At 61.7% G+C, this 20,602-nt stretch carries 19 protein-coding genes and 1 tRNA gene; 3 read left to right on the forward strand and 17 right to left on the reverse strand.

Going from position 1 to position 20,602, the window contains the following annotated elements; genetic code table 11:
* Positions 1–2: 2 nt before the first annotated feature.
* From C3418_RS12965 to trxA, 3 genes are all read right to left on the reverse strand, one after another.
* A complete protein-coding gene (locus tag C3418_RS12965; protein WP_103858677.1) occupies positions 3–1,010 on the reverse strand; it encodes a hypothetical protein in 1,008 nt (335 codons plus the stop codon).
* A gap of 106 nt (positions 1,011–1,116) precedes the next feature.
* Positions 1,117–2,382 carry a transcription termination factor Rho gene (gene rho / locus C3418_RS12970; RefSeq protein ID WP_010672370.1) on the reverse strand — a complete coding sequence of 422 codons (1,266 nt, stop codon included), beginning with the start codon at positions 2,380–2,382 and terminating at the stop codon, positions 1,117–1,119.
* 207 nt (positions 2,383–2,589) lie between these two features.
* A complete protein-coding gene (gene trxA, locus C3418_RS12975; RefSeq protein ID WP_010672369.1) occupies positions 2,590–2,916 on the reverse strand; it encodes a thioredoxin TrxA in 327 nt (108 codons plus the stop codon).
* A gap of 113 nt (positions 2,917–3,029) precedes the next feature.
* Between trxA and rhlB the strand changes: the two genes are divergently transcribed.
* From rhlB to C3418_RS12990, 3 genes are read left to right on the forward strand one after another with little or no spacing between them, the layout of a single operon-like run.
* Positions 3,030–4,319: an ATP-dependent RNA helicase RhlB gene (gene rhlB, locus C3418_RS12980; RefSeq protein ID WP_042864702.1), complete on the forward strand. Its 1,290-nt coding sequence runs from the start codon at positions 3,030–3,032 to the stop codon at positions 4,317–4,319.
* A 13-nt stretch (positions 4,320–4,332) separates the two neighbouring features.
* A complete protein-coding gene (gene gppA / locus C3418_RS12985) occupies positions 4,333–5,823 on the forward strand; it encodes a guanosine-5'-triphosphate,3'-diphosphate diphosphatase (protein ID WP_103858678.1) in 1,491 nt (496 codons plus the stop codon).
* A gap of 12 nt (positions 5,824–5,835) precedes the next feature.
* On the forward strand, positions 5,836–6,096 hold the full coding sequence (locus tag C3418_RS12990) for a Rho-binding antiterminator (protein WP_103858679.1): 261 nt from the start codon (positions 5,836–5,838) through the stop codon (positions 6,094–6,096).
* A 70-nt stretch (positions 6,097–6,166) separates the two neighbouring features.
* Here C3418_RS12990 and C3418_RS12995 read toward each other — a convergent pair whose 3' ends face one another.
* The 14 genes from C3418_RS12995 to C3418_RS13060 all read right to left on the reverse strand — a co-directional run bounded on the left by C3418_RS12995 (position 6,167) and on the right by C3418_RS13060 (position 20,553).
* Entirely contained in the window at positions 6,167–6,925 is a 759-nt protein-coding gene (locus C3418_RS12995) for a class I SAM-dependent methyltransferase (RefSeq protein WP_010672365.1), read from the reverse strand.
* A 51-nt stretch (positions 6,926–6,976) separates the two neighbouring features.
* Positions 6,977–9,544 (reverse strand): bifunctional diguanylate cyclase/phosphodiesterase, encoded by a 2,568-nt coding sequence (locus C3418_RS13000; protein WP_039041083.1) that lies wholly within the window; start codon positions 9,542–9,544, stop codon positions 6,977–6,979.
* Positions 9,545–9,778: 234 nt separating this feature from the next.
* The gene (gene prlC, locus C3418_RS13005) at positions 9,779–11,821 is read right to left on the reverse strand and encodes an oligopeptidase A (RefSeq protein ID WP_103858680.1); all 2,043 of its coding nucleotides are present in this window, start codon (positions 11,819–11,821) and stop codon (positions 9,779–9,781) included.
* Between the two features lie 221 nt (positions 11,822–12,042).
* Entirely contained in the window at positions 12,043–13,062 is a 1,020-nt protein-coding gene (hemB, locus tag C3418_RS13010) for a porphobilinogen synthase (protein WP_103858681.1), read from the reverse strand.
* 3 nt (positions 13,063–13,065) lie between these two features.
* Positions 13,066–13,851, reverse strand: a complete 786-nt coding sequence (locus C3418_RS13015) for a TatD family hydrolase (protein WP_103858682.1) — start codon at positions 13,849–13,851, stop codon at positions 13,066–13,068.
* Positions 13,852–13,962: 111 nt separating this feature from the next.
* Entirely contained in the window at positions 13,963–14,715 is a 753-nt protein-coding gene (gene tatC / locus C3418_RS13020; RefSeq protein WP_103858683.1) for a twin-arginine translocase subunit TatC, read from the reverse strand.
* Positions 14,712–15,167 (reverse strand): Sec-independent protein translocase protein TatB, encoded by a 456-nt coding sequence (gene tatB / locus C3418_RS13025; protein ID WP_103858684.1) that lies wholly within the window; start codon positions 15,165–15,167, stop codon positions 14,712–14,714. Before tatB ends, tatC begins: the two co-directional genes overlap by 4 nt.
* Positions 15,168–15,170: 3 nt before the next feature.
* Positions 15,171–15,419: a Sec-independent protein translocase subunit TatA gene (gene tatA, locus C3418_RS13030; protein WP_010672358.1), complete on the reverse strand. Its 249-nt coding sequence runs from the start codon at positions 15,417–15,419 to the stop codon at positions 15,171–15,173.
* 39 nt (positions 15,420–15,458) lie between these two features.
* Positions 15,459–17,099: a ubiquinone biosynthesis regulatory protein kinase UbiB gene (ubiB, locus tag C3418_RS13035; protein ID WP_103858685.1), complete on the reverse strand. Its 1,641-nt coding sequence runs from the start codon at positions 17,097–17,099 to the stop codon at positions 15,459–15,461.
* Positions 17,099–17,707, reverse strand: a complete 609-nt coding sequence (locus C3418_RS13040; RefSeq protein WP_048209347.1) for an SCP2 domain-containing protein — start codon at positions 17,705–17,707, stop codon at positions 17,099–17,101. The genes ubiB and C3418_RS13040 overlap by 1 nt, the downstream gene beginning before the upstream one ends.
* Positions 17,708–17,715: 8 nt before the next feature.
* Complete coding sequence (gene ubiE / locus C3418_RS13045) at positions 17,716–18,468, reverse strand: bifunctional demethylmenaquinone methyltransferase/2-methoxy-6-polyprenyl-1,4-benzoquinol methylase UbiE (RefSeq protein ID WP_039041078.1); 753 nt, start codon at positions 18,466–18,468, stop codon at positions 17,716–17,718.
* Positions 18,469–18,533: 65 nt separating this feature from the next.
* Positions 18,534–18,911 (reverse strand): fluoride efflux transporter CrcB, encoded by a 378-nt coding sequence (gene crcB / locus C3418_RS13050; RefSeq protein ID WP_010672354.1) that lies wholly within the window; start codon positions 18,909–18,911, stop codon positions 18,534–18,536.
* An 87-nt stretch (positions 18,912–18,998) separates the two neighbouring features.
* On the reverse strand, positions 18,999–20,264 hold the full coding sequence (locus tag C3418_RS13055) for a cytosine deaminase (protein WP_103858686.1): 1,266 nt from the start codon (positions 20,262–20,264) through the stop codon (positions 18,999–19,001).
* Between the two features lie 213 nt (positions 20,265–20,477).
* Positions 20,478–20,553 (reverse strand) — tRNA-Thr (locus C3418_RS13060).
* Between the last annotated feature and the right edge of the window lie 49 nt (positions 20,554–20,602).

Below are 20,602 nucleotides of genomic sequence, written 5' to 3' on the forward strand. Positions count from 1 at the left end.
CATTATAACCCTGGCGGCGTATCCGGTGTACCCGTATCGGACCTCATGACGGACGAGGCGTGTCGCCGCTCCTGAAGCGTCAACCGGTTTGCCAATTGACCCAGGAGCCTGGGCTCGTCCATCTGCAACAACAGGCCGGCCACCAGCCCGCCATACTGGTGCTTGCCGAGTTCGGCCAGGAGGAACTGCTGGGCCACGTCCGGCAAGGGGGAGAGGCGGCTGAGCTGGTGCAGGGCGGGGACCATCAGGCGGCTGTTCTGGCTGGCGGCGATCAGCAGATCGCTCGCCTCCTGACCTGAATAAAAGCGGGAAATGGTGTGTAGCGCAGTCAGGCTATCGTGATCCACTGGCTGACGCCACAGCTTGAGGTAGAGTGCCGTCTCCCCGGTCTGTTCGATGAAGTGCAGCAGCAACTGGTTGTCCGGCAGGAAGAGATTGAGGGCGGCAAGCCGCTGCGCCTCCCGGCGCAGCACGGATACCGGCTGCCGATCGAGCACCGCCAGCAGGGCCTGCTGCTGCTGTGCCAGCTCGGGATTGCGGCTGTAGTAGACCTGCTTGAAGTCGAAGCGATCCTGCTCCAGCAACTGGCGATAGTTGTCCTGCCAGGCCAGCTGCTGCCAGTGGCTCAGCACCAGCCGGGCCTCGGCGGGGAAGTCATAGGCGGGTAGCTGCACCAGGAAACCGTCCACCTTCCCTTCCACCAGCCATTGTGGCGCCTTGGCCGCTTGTGCCCGCACCCAGGCCAGCAGCGCCGGGCTCGGTGCGCCCGATGACTTGAGCTCACCCAGCAACTGGAACAACAGGAACTCCCGCTGCCCCACCGACAGGGTCTCGAGCAACGAGTCCATGGCATCAAACTGCCCGAGCGCCATGCGGCCGTCCAGGTACGCCCGATGCCCCTCCAGTCCCTCGTCCGCCACCAGGGGAGCCTGCAATTGCGGCGGGGAGTCGGCATGCACCGGGGCCGCCAGCCACAACCAACCCATCCATATGAACAACACCAGCTTCATGACGTCCCTTTCCTTGTGACATCGAGGCTTCATACTACTAAGCCAGCCGTGAAATAGATAAACAAAAACCGCGACCTGGGCCGCGGTTTTGTCATTGAAGAGGCTGTTACTTCTGTTGACGCTTCATGGAGTCGAAGAACTCGTCGTTGGTCTTGGTCGCAGCCAGCTTGTCGATGAGGAACTCGATGCTGTCGATCTCGCCCATGGGGTGAATGATCTTGCGCAGGATCCACATCTTCTGCAGCTCGTCCGGGGCGGTCAGCAGCTCTTCCTTGCGGGTGCCGGAACGGGTGATGTCGATGGCCGGGTAGACGCGCTTCTCGGCAATCTTGCGCGAGAGGTGCAGTTCCATGTTGCCGGTACCCTTGAACTCTTCGTAGATGACTTCATCCATCTTGGAGCCGGTATCGATCAGCGCGGTGGCGATGATGGTCAGGCTGCCGCCCTCTTCGACGTTGCGCGCCGCACCGAAGAAACGCTTCGGACGGTGCAGGGCGTTGGCATCCACACCACCGGTCAGCACCTTGCCGGAAGACGGGATGACGGTGTTGTAGGCGCGAGCCAGACGGGTGATGGAGTCCAGCAGGATCACCACGTCCTTCTTGTGCTCGACCAGACGCTTGGCCTTCTCGATCACCATTTCGGCGACCTGGACGTGACGGGAGGCCGGCTCGTCGAAGGTGGAGGCGATGACTTCGCCCTTCACCATCCGCTGCATCTCGGTCACTTCTTCCGGACGCTCGTCAATCAGCAGCACGATCAGCTCACAATCCGGGTGGTTGTAGGCGATGCTCTGGGCGATGTTCTGCAGCAGCATGGTCTTACCGGCCTTGGGCGGTGCAACGATGAGACCGCGCTGGCCCTTGCCGATCGGGGATGCCAGATCCAGTACACGGGCGGTAATGTCTTCGGTGGAACCGTTGCCACGCTCCATGCGCAGACGCTCGTTGGCGTGCAGGGGCGTGAGGTTTTCAAACAGGATCTTGTTGCGGGAGTTTTCCGGACGGTCGTAGTTGACGTCGTTGACCTTGAGCAGGGCGAAATAGCGCTCGCCCTCTTTCGGCGGCCGGATCTTGCCGGAAATGGTATCGCCGGTACGCAGGTTGAAGCGGCGGATCTGGCTCGGGGAGACATAGATGTCATCCGGACCAGCGAGATAAGAGCCGTCTGCACTGCGCAGGAAACCGAAACCGTCGGTCAGGATTTCCAGCACACCGTCGCCAAAGATATCCTCGCCGCCCTTGGCGTGCGCCTTGAGGATTGCAAAGATAATGTCTTTCTTGTGCGCCCGAGCCAGATTTTCCAACCCCATGGATTCGCCAAGCTGGACCAGCTCGGACACAGGAGTGTTCTTAAGTTCAGTCAGATTCATAGTGGTGAAAGTCTGTAAGCAAGGATTGAAATGAGGAGACAGTCTGCTGGATTGATGCTGATCGGATTTGACTTGCCAGGCTGGTAGTTAAGCAAAGAGTCAGGCAAAAAGGTTAGCAAACGAGCGATAAACTAGCACCAATCAGGGTGAGCGTCTAGGTGATAAAACACAAGGAGCGCATTATTGCAATGCGCTCCTTCTTGATTATTACAGGTTGCCGTCCAAGAACTCTTTCAGTTGGGTCTTGGACAGGGCGCCGACCTTGGTCGCTGCCACTTCACCATTCTTGAACAGCAGCAGGGTCGGGATACCACGAATGCCGTACTTGGGCGGAGTGTCGGCGTTATGATCGATGTTCAATTTCGCCACGGTCACGCGACCTTCATATTCCTGAGCAACTTCGTTCAGGATCGGGGCAATCATCTTGCACGGTCCACACCATTCGGCCCAGAAATCGACCAGAACAGGGCTGTCGGCGTTGATTACATCGGCCTCGAAGCTGGCATCGCTCAGCTGAACAATCTTGTCACTCATCTCCAACTCCAGTCAGTAATTAAGGCTTTATTGATGGTTCAACAAAGGCAATAGTTGCCCTATTTGAAATGATCCTGTTTATTATTGCAAGCCTAACCTGATAACCTACCGCCATGAGCAAAACACATCTAACGACCGAAAAATTCGCCCAAATGGGCCTCGAACCCGAAGTTCTGGCTGGTCTGGAATCAAAGGGATTTCACTATTGTACGCCCATCCAGGCACTGTCCCTGCCCCTGCTGGTTGAAGGTCATGACCTCGCCGGTCAGGCCCAGACGGGGACCGGCAAAACCCTGGCTTTCCTGGCGGCGACATTCAACTATTTGCTGACCCATCCGCTGACCAGGCCGCGCCTCATCAACCAGCCCCGCGCCATCATCATGGCCCCGACCCGGGAGCTGGCCGTCCAGATCTATAACGATGCAGAGAGCATGTCAGCCTCCACCGGGCTCAAGCTCGGTCTCGCCTATGGTGGCGAAGGCTACGACAAGCAGCTGGCCGTGCTGGAACAGGGCGTCGACATCCTGATCGGCACCACGGGTCGCATCATCGACTACTTCAAGTCCAAGGTCATCGATCTCGGCAACATCCAGGTCGTGGTACTGGACGAAGCGGATCGCATGTTCGATCTGGGCTTCATCAAGGACATCCGTTTCCTGTTCCGCCGCATGCCCCCCGCCACCGAGCGTCTGAGCATGCTGTTCTCCGCCACCCTCTCCCTGCGGGTGCAGGAGCTGGCCTATGAACACATGAACCACCCAGAACATGTGCAGGTCGAACCGGAACAGATGACCGGCGTGCGGATCAAGGAGGAACTCTTCTACCCCTCCAACGAAGACAAGATGTTGCTGCTGCTCTCCCTGATGGAAGAGGAGTGGCCCGAGAAAGCCATCGTCTTCGCCAACACCAAGCATGTCTGCGAAGACGTTCACGCCTGGCTGGAGAATGACGGCCACCGCGTCGGCCTGCTGACCGGCGACGTGCCGCAGAAGAAGCGGATGAAGATCCTGGAAGAGTTCACCAAGGGCACCCTGGATATCTTGGTCGCCACCGACGTGGCTGCCCGTGGTCTGCACATCCCCGACGTGACCCACGTCTTCAACTACGACCTGCCCGACGATGCCGAAGACTATGTCCACCGCATCGGTCGTACCGGTCGCGCAGGCAAAAGCGGTCACTCCATCAGCCTGGCCTGTGAAGACTATGCCTTCAACCTGCCGGCCATCGAGGATTACATCCACCACCCCATCCCGGTCAGCAAGTATGACCGCGAGGCGCTGCTGGATGACGTCACCGCGCCGAAACGGGTGTTTCGCAACCGCCAGCCGGTGAACCGCAACATGCGGGATCGCCAAGGCGGTGGCAACAGCAACAACCGTCGTCGTCCCCCCCGTAAGAACTGAGGGATCGGCCAAGTTGCACAACTCGCCTCTCTATGCCGCCATCGACCTCGGCTCCAACAGCTTTCACATGCTGGTGGTGCGCGAGGTCGCCGGTGCCCTGCGCACCGTCACCAAGGTCAAGCGCAAGGTACGCCTCGCCGCTGGCCTCGATGCCGATTTTCGCCTCAACCGTGCCGCCATGGAGCGGGGCTGGGATTGTCTGCGCCTCTTCTCCGAGCAGTTGCAGGACATCCCGTCCGACAACATCCGGGTAGTGGGCACCGCCACCCTGCGCCTGGCCACCAACGTCGACGAATTCATCAGCGAAGCGGAACGGGTGCTCAACCACAGCATCGAGATCATCTCGGGCGAGGAAGAAGCCAAGACCATCTATGAAGGCGTCTCCTGGACGTCGGCAGGGGAAGGCAACCGGCTGGTGATCGACATCGGCGGCGCCAGCACCGAGCTGGTGATCGGCGAGCAGAGCGAAGCCAAGCTGCTCAACAGCCTGCACATGGGCTGCGTCACCTGGCTCAACAACCACTTCGGTGATGGCGAGCTCTCCGAGGCGCGCTTCAACCAGGCCATTGCCGCCGCCAAGGCGGTACTGGAGAAAGTGGCTGCGGACTACCGTGTCCTCGGCTGGCGCACCTGCGTCGGCGCCTCCGGCACCGTCCAGGCGCTGCAGGAGATCATGCTGGCCCAGGGCAAGAGCGAGCGGGTCACCCTGCCCAAGTTGCAAGAGCTGATGGGTCAGGCCATCGCCTGCGGCAGACTCGATAAGTTGCAGCTCGAAGGGCTGGCGGCCGAACGGCTGACCGTGTTCCCCTCCGGCCTCGCCATCCTGATCGCCATCTTCGAGACCCTCGACATCGAGAGCATGACCCTGGCGGGTGGTGCACTGCGTGAAGGGCTCATCTACGGCCTGCTCGGCAACAATCACGACTGTGATGCCCGGGATCGCACCGCCGACAGCCTGATCAGCCGCTACCAGCTCGACAAGGAGCACGCCGAGCGGGTCCGCGACACCGCCATCGAGGCGTTCACCCAGTTGCAGCCGGCCTGGCGCCTCTCCAAGCGCTACGGTCGCCCGATCCTGCGCTACGCAGCCCTGCTGCACGAAATCGGTCTGTGCATCGAGTACAAGAAGGCGCCGCAGCACGCTGCCTACATCATCGACAACATCGACATGCCTGGCTTCACCCCCGCGCAGAAGAAGCTGCTGTCGGCCCTGCTGTTCAACCAGCGGGATGAATTCAAGCTGGAGCCGCTGGAGAAACAGGGCGCCGTCACCGGTCGCCAGGCGATCCGGCTGGCCCGCATCCTGCGCATCTCCCTCATCCTCTGCATGCGCCGGACCCAGGGCACTGTGCCCAGGTTCATGCTGCAAGCCGATGAAGATGTCCTGACCCTGACCCTGCCCAAGGGGTGGCTGGACGAGCACTACCTGCGCGCCAGCGAGCTGCGCCTCGAGGTGGAACGCCAGCAGAAGATGGGCTGGTCCACCCGGCTGCTGGAAGCCTGAGGCGCACACCCCATGGCCGATTACCAACCCGTCAGCTGTGACCTGTACGACTGGCTGGAGATCGCCGCAAGCTGGCAACTGCCCGTCACGATCACCGACCGGGATGGACGAACCTGGGCGGACAGGATCCGCACCATAGAAGCCAGCGACGGAGTGGAATATCTGCTGCTGGAGAGCGCTGAGCGCCTCAGCCTGGCGGACCTGGCGACCCTGGAACTCGTCTGGCAAGGGGAAGAAAAGCGGATCCACTTCGCCCCACCCCGCAGCCAATGAATAGCAAGAGGGCCAACCTGATCAGGTTGGCCCTCTTCGTTTGACGCTCAAACTCCCTGCCAGTCGCCACTCAACTCGCCAGCGCCGCCATCACATAGACGTCGAAGCGGTTGCTCTTTGTCTCGATGGCCATGCTGGGCTTGTGCTCGTTGAGCCAGCCCGCATAGTCGGGCCGCTTCACCACCACCCGCTTGTCAGCCATCCTGAGCGCCGCCGGCAGCAGGGCATCCGCGTCGAGATCCGCCCCCACCAGGGACTGGAACACCCGCATCTCTTTTTTCACCAGCGCCGACTTCTGCTTGTGGGGGAACATGGGATCCAGGTAGATGACCTCCGGCCGCTCGGTCAGCGCCAGCAGGGTCTCCACCGCCGGGCCTTGCAGCAGTTGCATCCGCTCGCGCACCCAGGGGCCTATCTCGGGATCCTGCCCCGCCCGGGTCAGACCGTCCTGGAGCAGGGCCGCCACCACTGGGCTGCGCTCGATCAGGGTCACCTTGCAGCCGAGGGAGGCGAGCACGAAGGCATCGCGCCCGAGCCCGGCGGTGGCATCCACCACGGTCGGCATGGCTCCCGACTTCAATCCCACCGCCTTGGCGATGGACTGGCCACGCCCGCCACCGAACTTGCGCCTATGGGCCACCGCCCCTTCCACGAAGTCCACATAGACGGCCCCCAGCTTGGGTTCGTCCAGCTTGCGCAGCTCCAACCGCGATTCGGTCAGCACCAGGGCGAAGGGAGCGGGAAACGCCACGTCGGCAAGGCGCTGGCGCAGGGCGTCGAGCTCGCCATCGCGGGCGGGCACTTCACTGAAAACCTGAATATGGGGCATAACATGGACTCATCACGGCGCAGAAGCCGGCATGATAGCAGAAGCGGGGGGTCAGCTCACCGTGGTCAGATTCGCCAGGTTCATGCCCTGACGGTTGAGACTCAGGTACTCGGTCAGATCGTCGAAGGGCAGCGGGCGGCTGAGCAGATACCCCTGGGTGAAGGCGCACCCCTTCTGGCAGAGGAAGTTGAGCTGCTCCCGGGTCTCCACCCCTTCGATCACCACCTGCATGCCGAGGTTGTGCACGATGTTGATGATGCCGTCGAGCAGCAGGCGGTCCTGCTCGTTGAAGGGAATATGGCGCACGAAGGAGCGATCGATCTTCACCAGATCCACCGGGAAGGTACGCAGGTAGTTCAGTGCCGAGTAGCCGGTCCCGAAGTCGTCGATGGCCAGCTTGCAGCCCGCCTCGCGCAGAGCATCGATCCGCACCCTGTGCTGATCGCTGGTCTCCATCAGCAGAGATTCGGTGATCTCGATGATGATGTCCGCCGGATCCAGCTCGAAGTGGCGGATCACCCTGAGCCACTCGTTGGCCTCCGGGTCTATGGTCTGGAACTCCAGGGTGGAGCGGTTGATGGACATCTGCAGATCCGGGAAGCCGGACTGCTGCAATCTGGCCAGATCCCGGCAAGACTGCCACAGCACCAGGGCACCCAGCCCCTGGATGAGCCCCGCCTCTTCCGCCAGCGGGATGAAATCCGCCGGTGAGACCTGACCCCAGTGGGGGTGATACCAGCGCACCAGGGCCTCCAGCTTGGCGACCCGGCCGCTGCGGTTGTCCCAGATGGGCTGGTAGGCCATGGTCAGCTGGCCCAGCTTGATGGCCTCCGCCAGATCGTGCTGCATCTGGTGGCGCTGGCTCACCTCTTCCCGCATGGAGGCGTTGTAGGTGCCGAGGGGGCGTCCCTGGCGCTTGGCGACGAACAGGGCCTGCTCGGCATTGCGCAAGAGCTCGTCGCTGTCGCCGCCGTCATTGGGACAGAGGGTGATCCCCAGGGTGGCGGTCACATAGAGGTGCTGGTTGGCCAGCATGAAGGGACGGGCAAAGCCGCCGATCACCTGCTTGGCAAACACCTCGGCCTGACGGCGGTTGACGATGCCGGGCACCAGGAAGGCAAACTCGTCGCCGCCGATGCGGGCCACCAGGTCCTCGGTGCGCACCCGGCTCACCAGCCGATCCGATACCTCCCGCAGCAGGGCGTCGCCCACATGGTGATCCATGCTGTTGTTGACCGCCTTGAAGTTGTTGAGGTCGAGCACCATGAGGGCGAAGCGCTCCCCCCGCTCGCAGAAGCGGGCCAGACAGCGACCGAACAGCCAGCGGTTGGGCAGGCCGGTGAGGTTGTCGTAGTTGGCCTGGGCGGCGATCTTCTGCTCCGCCAGCTTGGTCTGGGAAAGATCGCTGAAGATGGCGATGTACTGACTGATCTTGCCCCCTTCCCGCACGGCGCTGATCATCAGCTGCTGGGGATAGAGCTTGCCGTTCTTGCGCTTGTTCCACACCTCCCCACGCCAGATCCCCACCCGCTCCAGAGCGTGGTACATGTCCGCATAGAAGGTCTGATCGTGCAGTCCGGACTTGAGCATGCTGGGCCGCTGGCCGCACGCTTCCTCCTCGCTGTAACCGGTGATCTTCTCGAAGGCCGGATTGACCGAGATGATGCGACTGTCGGCATCGCACACCAGAATGGCTTCGGAGAGGTTGTCATAGACCCGGTGGGAGAGCTTGAGCTGCTCCGCATGGCGCCTGATGGGATCGATGTTCTCCAGCACCACCATGAGATAGTCGGGGTGCATCTGCTCGTTGCGGATCAGGGTCACCGTCACCCGTCCCCACAGGACGGTCCCATCCCGATGGAGATAACGCTTCTCCTGGGTAAACGCGGGACGCTCTCCCCGCTTGAGGGCGTCGTAGAGCGCAATGCTGGTCTGCCAGTCGTCCGGATGGTTGATTTCGGCGACGGTGAGCTGTTGCAGCTCCTCCTGGCTGTAGCCGAGCATCTTCTCGATGGCCGGGTTCGCCCAGAGGATCTTGCCGCCCAGATCCACCTTGCCGATGCCCACGGGCGCATGGGACATCATGGTGTCCAGGAAGTGGTGATGTTCCGGTTGCGCCGGCTGCTCCTGGCTCTGGCGCTGCTGATACATCAGCGCCAGTTCACGACCGGCGAGCGGGGCCAGCAGACGCAGCAGGCCCACTATCTTCTCCATTCTCGGCATGGCCCGCTTGAACATGACGCTGCACAGGCCGATGGTCTCTCCCTCGGCGTTCTTGAGCGCGACGCCGGCATAGGCTCTCACCTCGCAGCGCTCCAGCACGGCGGCGTGGGGGAACAGCTGGCGGGTGCGATCACTGAACCAGGCTTCACCCTGTTGCATGGCGATCTCCCCCGGAGTGTCGGCGAGGGGGAAGCTGTAGGCGTTGATGTCGAGGGAGGCGGGATAGGCGGCATGCACGGTAAAGAACAGACCCGCCTGATCCTTGCCGGACACCAGGACGAAGTCAGCCCCCACCGCGTTGGCGATTTCACTCACAAAGGCATCAAAATATCCCTGACCACTCGAATGAGACAGGCTGGAGATGATTTGATAGACAGACTCGAGTGCTCGCCTCATGGCAAGGTTCTTTCTCTCCCTGGAAGGTAGAACCCGACTCTACTGAAGAGGCGGGGACAGTGCAAACATGCACTCCGCAAGATATTAAAAAGGCTTGGAAAAAGGGACCAAAAGGTCCCTTTTTCTATCAAAAATCACGTTTCGATCCCACTATGCCGCAAATGTGTACCTGCTTGAAGCTCCCGCAGTGGCGCGGCAGCTCATCCAATCGAGGCTCACTGTGGCGGCGGGACCTCACGCAGCGATACCGCTGTGACGCAGCAGCGCATCCACCTGGGGCTCCCGGCCACGGAAGGCACGGAACAGCTCCATCGGCTCCCTGGAGCCGCCCTTTTCCAGAATGTTCTTCAGGAAGGAGTGGCCCGTGGCCGGGTTGAAGATCCCATCCTCCTCGAAGCGGGAGAAGGCGTCGGCAGAAAGTACCTCGGCCCACTTGTAGCTGTAGTAGCCCGCCGCGTAGCCGCCCGCGAAGATGTGGGAGAAGCTGTGCTGGAAGCGGTTGAACGCCGGAGGCGTCATCACGGCGACCTGGCTGCGCACCTCAGCCAGCAGCGCAGGGATCTGATCCGCTCTGGTCGGGTCAAAGGTCTGGTGCAGACGGAAGTCGAACAGAGCGAACTCCAGCTGGCGCAGCATCTGCATCGCCGCCTGGAAGTTGCGGGCGGTCAGCATCTTCTCCAGCAGATCGGCGGGCAGCGGCTCCCCGGTCTCGTAATGGCCGGAGATGAAGGCCAGCGCCTCGGATTCCCAGCACCAGTTCTCGAGGAACTGGCTCGGCAGCTCCACCGCATCCCAGGCCACGCCGTTGATGCCGGCCACGCCGGCCACATCGATGCGGGTCAGCATGTGGTGAATGCCGTGGCCGAACTCGTGGAACAGGGTGACCACTTCGTTGTGGGTGAACAGGGCCGGTTTGCCGTCCACCGGGCCGTTGAAGTTGCAGGTCAGGTAGGCCACCGGCTTTTGCAGGGAGCCGTCCTGACGGTAGCGGCGACCCAGGCAGACATCCATCCAGGCGCCGCCCTGCTTGTGCTCGCGGGCGTAGAGATCCAGGTAGAAGCTGCCGCGCAGCTCGTCATCGGCGTCAAAGATGTCGTAGAAGCGCACGTCCGGGTGCCAGGTGTCGATGCCGAGACGCTCGCGCACCTTCATGCCGAACACCCGCTTGACCACCTCGAACAGCCCCTTCACGACCCGACCGGCGGGGAAATAAGGACGCAACTGCTCATCAGAGACCGAAAACTTGTGCTGTTTGAGCTTTTCTGCGTAATAGGCAAGATCCCAGGCCGCCAGTTCGTCCTGACCGTGCTGCTCGGCGGCAAAGGCGCGGATCTCCTCCAGCTCCGCCTTGCCTTGGGGCAGGGACTTGGCAGCCAGGTCGGTGAGGAAGTCCACCACCTGCTCCGGCTTGTCCGCCATCTTGGTCGCGAGGGAGAGTTCGGCATAGTTGGCAAAGCCCAGCAGTCGGGCCAGCTCCCGGCGCAGGGTGAGCAACTCGGTCATGATGGCGGAGTTGTCCCACTTGCCGGCGTTGGGGCCCTGGTCGGAGGCGCGGGTGGTGAAGGCCTCATACAGCTCGGCACGCAGGGCGCGGCTGTCGGCATACATCATCACCGGCAGGTAGGAGGGGATGTCCAGGGTGAACAGCCACCCCTCCTTGCCCTTGAGTTCGGCCATCTGGCGCGCGGCAGCCTGGGCGCTTGCGGGCAGACCAGCCAGCTCGGCCTCGTCGGTCACCAGCTTGTGCCAGCCCTGGGTCGCGTCCAGCACGTTGTTGCTGAAACGGGAGGCGAGCTCCGAGAGGCGGGCCTGGATCTCGCCGTAACGCTGCTGCGCCTCGGCAGGCAGACCGATGCCGGAGAGGCGGAAATCGCGCAGGGTGTTCAGGATCTCCTTGCGCTGGGCATCATCCAGCCGGGGGAAGTCATCGCTCTCGGAGAGGGCCAGATAGGCTTGATAGAGCCCTTCATGCTGACCGACATAGGTCTGGAATTCGGACAGCAGCGGCAGGCAGGCATCGTGAGCCGCCCGCAGCGCCTCGCTGTTCTGCACGGCGTTGAGGTGGCTGATGGGGGACCAGATCCGGGAGAGGCGGTCGTTGACCTCTTCCAGCGGGGCGATCAGGCTGTCCCAGGTGTGAGGCTCCTTCTGGGCCAGCACATCCTCAATCTTCTGTTTGCAATCGGCGATGGCCTGCGTCACGGCAGGTTGCACCTGATCGGGCTGGATCTGGCTGAAGGGAGGCAGCGAGTCCATTGTCAGCAAAGGGTTAGTCATCTGCGGTACCTCTAAATGCTCTGCAGCCCCTGCCGTCCAGAAGCCTGCTTGGACCATCTAAGATGTAGGCAGAAACCCCATTTATCAAGCCTTTGCCGCCAAGAGACGGGCTTGTTGCCCACTTTTTCAGGCATTTTGTTCATAAAACCAGCACTTCATCTGCCAGAGACGACAATGCCGGCCCGAGGGCCGGCATTGTGAGGGCATGGACACTCCCCACCTCAGCGTCGGGCGTCCTCTTTCAACCACTGGGCGACCCGCTTGGCGAAGTAGGTGAGGATGCCATCGGCCCCGGCCCGCTTGAAGCAGAGCAGGGATTCCATCACGCACTCTTTCTCCTTGAGCCAGCCATTCTGGATCGCCGCCATGTGCATGGCGTACTCGCCGCTCACCTGATAGGCGAAGGTCGGCACGCCGAACTGATCCTTCACCCGGCGGATGATGTCCAGGTAGGGCATGCCCGGCTTGACCATCACGCTGTCCGCCCCTTCGGCGATGTCGAGGGCCACCTCGTGCAGGGCTTCGTTGCCGTTGGCCGGATCCATCTGGTAGGTGGCCTTGTTGCTCTTGCCGAGGTTGGCGGCGGAGCCCACCGCATCGCGGAACGGGCCGTAGTAGTGGGAGGCGTACTTGGCGGAGTAGGCCATGATCTGCACGTTGACGAAGCCATTCTCCTCCAGCGCCGCGCGGATGGCACCGATGCGGCCGTCCATCATGTCGGACGGTGCCACCATGTCGGCCCCGGCGGCCGCATGGGAGAGCGCCTGCTTCACCAGGATCTCGGTGGTGATGTCGTTCTGCACATAGCCTTCGTCATCGATGATGCCGTCCTGACCATGGGTGGTGAAGGGGTCGAGCGCCACATCGGTGATGACCCCGAGCTCCGGGAAGCGCGCCTTGAGGGCACGGGTCGCCCGCTGGGCCAGGGCATCCGGGTTGTAGGCCTCTTCCGCCATCAGACTCTTTCTCTCCAGCGGCGTCGCCGGGAACAGGGCCACCGCCGGCACACCCAGGGCCACCAGTTCGGCGGCCTCTTCGAGCAGCAGATCGATGGAGAGTCTGTCCACCCCCGGCATGGAGGCAACGGCCTCTCGCTGACCCTCCCCCTCCAGCACGAACACGGGATAGATGAGATCGTCGACGGTCAGTACGTTTTCGCGCACCAGGCGGCGGCTGAAGTCATGTTTGCGCACCCGGCGCAGGCGACGGCCCGGGAAGGCCCCCGGAAGAGTTGTGGCCATGAATCACTCCAAAAGCGGAAGTTGGAAGAATGCGGCGGAGGTGGCCCGGGTATGGGCCAGCAAGGCCTCGGGCGCTTCACCACGGCAGGCCGCCACCACCTGGGCGATGTGCGGCAAAAAAGCGGGTTCGTTGCGTTTGGGTCTGGGTTTCAGATCCCGCGGCACCAGGTAGGGGGCGTCCGTCTCTATCATCAGGCGACCCGCCGGAATGCGGGCCACCTGCTCGCGCAGCAGCTGGCCACGGCGCTCGTCACAGAGCCAGCCGGTCACCCCGATATGCAGCCCCAGCGCCAGGCACTCGTCCAGCTCGGCGTCGGAGCCGGTGAAGCAGTGCAGCACGGCCCCCGGCAGGCGGGGCAACCAGGGGCGCAGGATTTCGACGAATTTGTCATGGGCATCGCGGCAGTGGAGAAACACCGGCATCCCGAGCTCGGCGGCGAGCGCCAGCTGGGCGTCAAACACCGCGTCCTGCACCGGACGGGGGGAGAAGTCCCGGTTGTAGTCGAGACCGCACTCGCCGATGGCCACCACCTGGGGCAGAGCTGCCAGTTCGCGCAAGGCGGGCAGGGTCTCCTCATCGACGCTCTTGGCATCATGGGGATGCACCCCGGCGGTGGAGAAGCAGTAACCGGGCCAGCGGGCGGCCAATGCGGCGCTCTCGCGGCTGCCGGCCAGATCGGAGCCGGTCAGGATCAGGGCTTCCACCCCGGCGGCGCGCGCGCGTTCCACCAGGTCGGCCTGTTCGCCTGCGAACTGGCTGCTGGTCAGGTTCAAACCGATGTCGATCATGGAGTCAGGGGTTCCGGACAAACGAGGTGCATATCAGGCATTTGAAAACCATCTACTCGATGGGGCCTTACCATACGCCTCGAACGGATGCATGAAAAGAGGAAGGGAGCCTCAGCTCCCCTCTTCCGTTTGTTGCTGCTCCTCGTCCTCTTTCTTCACGTAGAAGCGGGCGAAGAACAGACCTATCTCCCACAGGCCCCACATGGGGATCGCGAGCAGGGTCTGGGAGAAGACATCGGGCGGCGTCAGCAACATACCGACCACGAAGACCCCGACGATGACGTAAGGGCGCTTCTCCTTCAGGCTCCTGGGGGTGGTCACCCCGGTCCAGCAGAGCAGTATGGTGGCCACCGGGATCTCGAACGCCACCCCGAACGCGAAGAACAGGGTCAGCACGAAGTCCAGGTAGCTGGCGATGTCGGTCGCCACCGTCACCCCGGCGGGGGCGGTACTGGTGAAGAAGCCGAACACCAGGGGGAACACCACGTAGTAGGCGAACGCCATCCCCGCATAGAACAGCACGGCACTGGAGGCGACCAGCGGCATGATGAGACGCCGTTCATGCTGGTACAGACCGGGTGCGATGAAGGCCCAGGCCTGATAGAGCAGATAGGGGATCGCCACGAAGAAGGAGACCACCAGGGTCAGCTTGATGGGCGTGATGAAGGGCGTCGCCACATCCGTCGCTATCATGCTGGTCCCTGCCGGCAACTGGCTGAGCAGCGGCTGGGCCACGAAGTCGTAGATGTTGTTGGAGAAGTAGATGAGCGCGATGAACACCAGCAGGATGGCGGAGATCGCGCGCAGCAGACGGGTTCTCAGCTCTACCAGATGGCTGATGAGGGGTTGTTCTGCCTGACTCATGGCTTCACCTCCCCTTTGGCTGCGGGCTCGCTGGCGGGCACAGGCTCGCTCTCTCGCTGGCTGTTGACCGGTGGCACCTCTGGGGTGGGCGCCGGGGCCGCCACCGGAGTGGCTGGCTCAGCCTGGGCGGGCTCCCGAGGCGGGCGGATCTCGTTCTCCCCCTGATAGGGACGATTCACCGACTGGGCGGCCGCTTTCAACTGCTCGATGGACTCCTGCAGCTCGGGGCTCAGGTTGTTCATCTGCAACCGTTCGGCCTTCTTCAGATCGTTGTGCAGATCCTGCAACTTGAGCTCCTGTTCCAGCTCGGCCTTGACCGAGTTGGCGGTGCTGCGGATCAGCCTTATCCAGTGGCTGGCGGTGCGGATCGCGACCGGCAACCGCTCAGGACCCAGCACCACTAGGGCGACGACGCCGATGACGACCAGTTCCCAAAAACCGATGTCGAACATGGCTTAGGCCTGATCTTTGTCTTTCTGTTTGGCGGCTTCGGCGTTGCTGGCCGTCTCGTTCAACTGCTTGGTCGGGAACTCGGCATCTTTCTGCTCGGGTTTGGTGTCGGCCGGCTCATCGGAGAGCGCCTTCTTGAATCCCTTGACCGCCGCGCCCAGATCGCCACCGATACCGCGCAATTTCTTGGTGCCAAACAACAGCACGACGATGACTGCGATGATCAACAACTGCCAAATACTGATACCACCCATGACTTTCTCTCCGGATAGGCGCCCGATGGCGCAGGTTATTTAATGGGAACGGGTTCGCAACCAACCCAGCAGCCAGCATAACCCGGCGCCGGCGAGGCTGATTTGTCCCCACTCAATGTATTGTTTTTGGGTCAGCAAGAATACACCCGCGAGCAGCAGGCTGGCACCAACCCCTAAGAGGTAGCGGGCCTGCCCCTGACGGCGACTGTGGCGACGGAAATCGGCAAACATCTGGTCGAAGTGGTGCTGCTGATGGCGGGCCTGACGCAGGGTCTCATAGACCAGCTCCGGCAGCTCCGGCAGTTTCTCCGCCCAGAACGGCGCCTTCTCCTTGATGGCATTCCACACCGCCTTGGGGCCGACCTGCTCATGCATCCAGTTCTCCAGATAGGGCTTGGCGGTCTGCCACAAATCCAGCTGGGGATAGAGCTGGCGACCCAGCCCTTCTACATAGAGCAGGGTCTTTTGCAGCAGCACCAGCTGCGGCTGCACCTGCATGTTGAAGCGACGGGCGGTGTTGAACAGATTGAGCAGCACGTGGCCGAAGGAGATCTCGGAGAGCGGTTTCTCGAAGATGGGCTCCAGCACGGTGCGGATGGCGAACTCGAACTCGTCCACCTTGGTATCGGGCGGCACCCAGCCTGACTCTACGTGCAGCTCGGCCACCCGGCGGTAGTCGCGGTTGAAGAAGGCGAGGAAGTTCTCCGCCAGGTAGCGCTTGTCTTCCCGGTTGAGGGTGCCGACGATGCCGCAGTCGATGCCGATCCAGAGCGGATTCTCGGGGTGTTCGAAAGAGACGAAGATGTTGCCCGGGTGCATGTCGGCGTGGAAGAAGCTGTCGCGGAACACCTGGGTGAAGAACACTTCCACTCCGCGCTCGGCCAGCAGCTTCATGTTGGTGCCGTTGGCTTCCAGCGCGGCAATGTCGGAGACCGGAATGCCGTAGATGCGCTCCATCACCAGCACCTGCTCACGGCAATGGTCCGTGAACACCTCGGGCACATAGAGCGCCTCGGAACCGGTGAAGTTGCGGCGCAGCTGGATGGCGTTGGCCGCTTCGCGCATCAGGTTGAGCTCGTCGAGTATGGTCTTGCGATACTCCTCCACCACCTCGACGGGGCGCAGTCGCGCACTCTGGGGCACAAAGCGCGCTACCAGACGGGCCAGCGCCCGCATCAGGCGCAGGTCGGCCTCGATGACCGGCTCGATATCGGGACGGATCACCTTGATGACGATCTCGCGGCCGTTCTCCTTCAACCGGGCGGTGTGCACCTGGGCGATGGAGGCGGATGCCAGCGGCGTCTCGTCGAAGTCATCGAACAGGGTCTCGACGGGGCAACCCAGGCTCTCTTCTATCTGGCGACGGGCGGCCTGACCACAGAAGGGAGGCACCCTGTCCTGCAGCAGGGCCAGCTCTTCGGCAATGTCAGGGGGCAGCAGATCGCGCCGGGTCGAGAGCATCTGGCCGAACTTGATGAAGATGGGGCCCAGGGCCTCGAAGGCGAGGCGAATGCGGGCGCCACGGCTCATGCCTTGTTGCTTGTTCTTGAGCCAGAACAGACTGCGACGGGCCAGACGGCCAGGCCAGGGCTGATAACAGGCGGGCACCAGCTCGTCGATGCCCTGTTCCAGCAGGATGCTGACGATGCGATAGAGGCGTTTGAACTCCTTCGGGGTCATCAGCTCACCTGCTGTTCGAGGCGGGCAAGCCGCAACTCGATCGCCTTCATCTGTTGGGCAAGCTCTTCGACATCGTCATTGAAGCTCGCCACTTCCAGCGGACCCGGGGCAAGCCTCGCCTCCTCGGTCAGATACTCGGCCACTTGACGCTGGGAACGGCACAACTCTCGCCCCACAAAACGGCGAGCCTGACGAGCACCACTGCACAGGGTGTGGGCCACCACATCGCCGGTGTAGCGGGACAGCTCCTCTTCCCAGTCGATATCGAGCTCGCCAAGCAGGGCGCTGAATGCCTGCACCAGCTGGGGGTCACCGCTCAGGTCCAGCTTCTCCTCGCGGATGTAGCGGGTCAGGGCGGAAGGCTCCTTGAGCAGACCGAGGGCGGTCAGGGAGAGGCTCAGCACCGCATCCGCCTCCCCTTCAAACCTGGCCAGCACATCCAGACGGCGCTCCGAGAAGACAAACCAGAGCGGCTTGAGCTCGCGCAGCTCCAGTTTGAGTACCTTGCCCGTCAGCTTGCGCAGCCGCTCCGGGCTCTGTTTGTCCAGGGACAGCAACTGGTTGAGGCTGGTTTCGATCACTGCGGTGACCATGGCATCCATCGGCATAGGCGACCTTAAAACTTGTAACCGCGGTGCAGGGCAACCACGCCCTGGGTCAGGTTGTAAAACTCCACCTGTTCGAAACCGACATTCTCCATCATGCCTGCCAGGGTCTGCTGATCCGGGTGCATGCGGATGGATTCCGCCAGGTATTTGTAACTTTCGCTGTCGTTCGCGACGATTTCGCCCATTTTTGGCAGCAATTTGAAGGAGTAGAGATCATAAAGTTTGGCGATCACTTCGCTCACCGGCTTGGAGAACTCCAGCACCAGCAGGCGGCCACCCGGCTTGAGCACCCGGAACATGGAGGCAAGCGCCTTGTCCTTGTCGGTGACGTTGCGCAGGCCGAAGCCGATGGTGATGACATCGAAGTGGTTGTCCGGGAAGGGGAGCGCCTCGGCGTTGGCCTGCACGTAGGAGACGTTGTTGGCCACCCCCAGGTTGCGCAGTTTGTCGCGGCCCACTTTCAGCATGGAGTCGTTGATGTCCGCCAGGACCACCTGGCCGGTCTCACCCACGATGCGGGAGAACTTGGCGGTCAGATCCCCTGTGCCGCCAGCCAGATCCAGCACCTTCTGTCCTTTGCGGACACCGGAGCAGTCGATGGTAAAGCGCTTCCAGAGGCGATGGATGCCGAACGACATCAGATCGTTCATCAGATCATACTTGGCCGCTACCGAATGAAAGACACCGGCGACCAGGGTTTCCTTCTCGGTCGCTGCCACGGTTTTATAGCCAAAATGCGTAGTAGTAGTCTGTTCCGACATCCCTCAAATACCCATAGAGCAAAGAATGGCCGCCAGTTTACCAGAGCCGATGGCGTGCGGACACCTCAAACCCGGCTTGCGACCAACTGCATCCCCAGCACGACCATGGCCAGACAGAGGAACAGATTGAGACCGATATTGAGCAGCGCCTTCAGATAGGCCCCTTGCTGGGCCAGCACGACCGTATCGAGGGCAAAGGAGGAGAAGGTGGTCAAGGCGCCGAGGATACCCACCATCAGCAATGGCTTCATCGGGTGCTCCACCACGTGACCATGGCTGATCAGGGCATAGGCAATCCCCATGATGAAGGAACCCACCACGTTGACCACCAGGGTGCCATAGGGAAAGTGGCGTCCCAGCAGCCAGGCCATCAGCTCGGCGATGCCAAAACGCAGGCAGGCACCGAAGGCGCCTCCGGCAGCGACAAATAACCAGGTTTGCATCAAGCAGTCTCCAAGATTGTCAGGTTGGCATTATGCAAAATGTCGGCAGCAGGGGACAGCCGGGCAATTAATCGACCCTGCTAGACCCTAGCGGCGAAAGTCTACCGATTCTGCATTCACAAGATGGAGGGTCGTCTCGGCCGGGCGAGTATCGGCGATGACTCTGCCATGGCGGATGGAATAACGCACCGGCACTTGGCGGCGCACCGCATCGAAACCATTCTCTGCAGGAAGGATCAGCAGGTTGGCGGGCTTGCCCACCTCGATGCCGTAGCGATCCTGCACGTTCAGGGTGCGGGCGCTGTGGCTGCCGATCAGCTTGAGGCTGTCGTTGATCTGCTCGTAGCCCATGATCTGGCAGACATGGAGCCCCATATGCAGCACCTGCAACATGTTGGCCGTGCCCATGGGATACCAGGGATCGAACACGTCGTCGTGGCCGAAGCAGACGTTGATGTTCGCCTCCAGCATCTCCTTCACCCGGGTGATCCCACGACGCTTGGGATAGCTGTCGAAGCGCCCCTGCAGGTGAATGTTCACCAGCGGATTGGCCACGAAGTTGATGTCCGCCATCCTGAGCAGCCGGAACAGCCGCGAGGCATAGGCTCCGTTGTAGGAGTGCATGGCGGTGGTGTGGCTGGCGGTCACCCTATGGCCAATACCGCGCTCGTAGGCCAGGGTTGCCAGCGTCTCGATAAAACGGGACTGTTCGTCATCGATTTCGTCGCAATGCACATCCACCAGAACCTGATACTTCTCCGCAAGATCGAAGACGTAGTGCAGACTTTCGACCCCGTACTCCCGGGTAAACTCGAAATGGGGGATGGCACCGATCACGTCGGCCCCCAGCTTGAGAGCCTCTTCCAGCAATGCCTTGCCGTTGGGGTAGGAGAGGATCCCCTCCTGCGGAAAAGCGACGATCTGCAGCTCCACCCACTCCTTCATCTCCTCCCGCACCTCCAGCATCGCCTTCAAGGCGACCAGATTGGGGTCGGAAACATCCACGTGAGTCCGCACGAACTGGATGCCGTTGGCAATCTGCCATTTCAGTGTCTGGATGGCGCGTTGTTTCACATCCTCATGGGTCAGCAGCGCCTTGCGCTCGGCCCAACGCTCGATCCCCTCGAACAGGGTACCGGAGAAGTTCCAACTCGGCTCGCCAGCCGTCTGGGTGGTATCGAGGTGAATGTGCGGTTCGATAAAGGGGGGGATGACAAGGCCTTGCTCACCATCAAGCTCGCGGACAGAGAGCAGCTGAGTGCTCATGGGCTCAATGGCCCGGATCACGCCTCCCTGACAGAGGATTTGCCACATCCCTTCCCTGCCCGCCAGACGCACATTCCTAATCAGCATGTTCTTTCCCCTTCGAAAGCGTAGTTGTCTTTGCCAATCCACAACTTAGCCCGGATCCCTTTAATAGAGAAGCGCCGCCCGGAAAGCATACGGGATAGAAAGGGAAGATATCTCAGCAACAAGAAGGTGCGACATTGCAGGACTGCAATTTGCGATGGATGGCTGAAAGGCAGACACAAAAAAGCCTCCCGATTGGGAGGCTTTCTTATTTAATGGTGCTGATACCCAGAATCGAACTGGGGACCTCATCCTTACCAAGGATGCGCTCTACCGACTGAGCCATATCAGCACACTAACCGGTAAAGACCACGCTCAATGCGTAATCTAAAATTGGGTGC

The sequence above is a fragment of the Aeromonas sp. ASNIH8 genome, from assembly GCF_002919855.1.
Taxonomy (GTDB): Bacteria; Pseudomonadota; Gammaproteobacteria; order Enterobacterales; family Aeromonadaceae; genus Aeromonas; species Aeromonas caviae.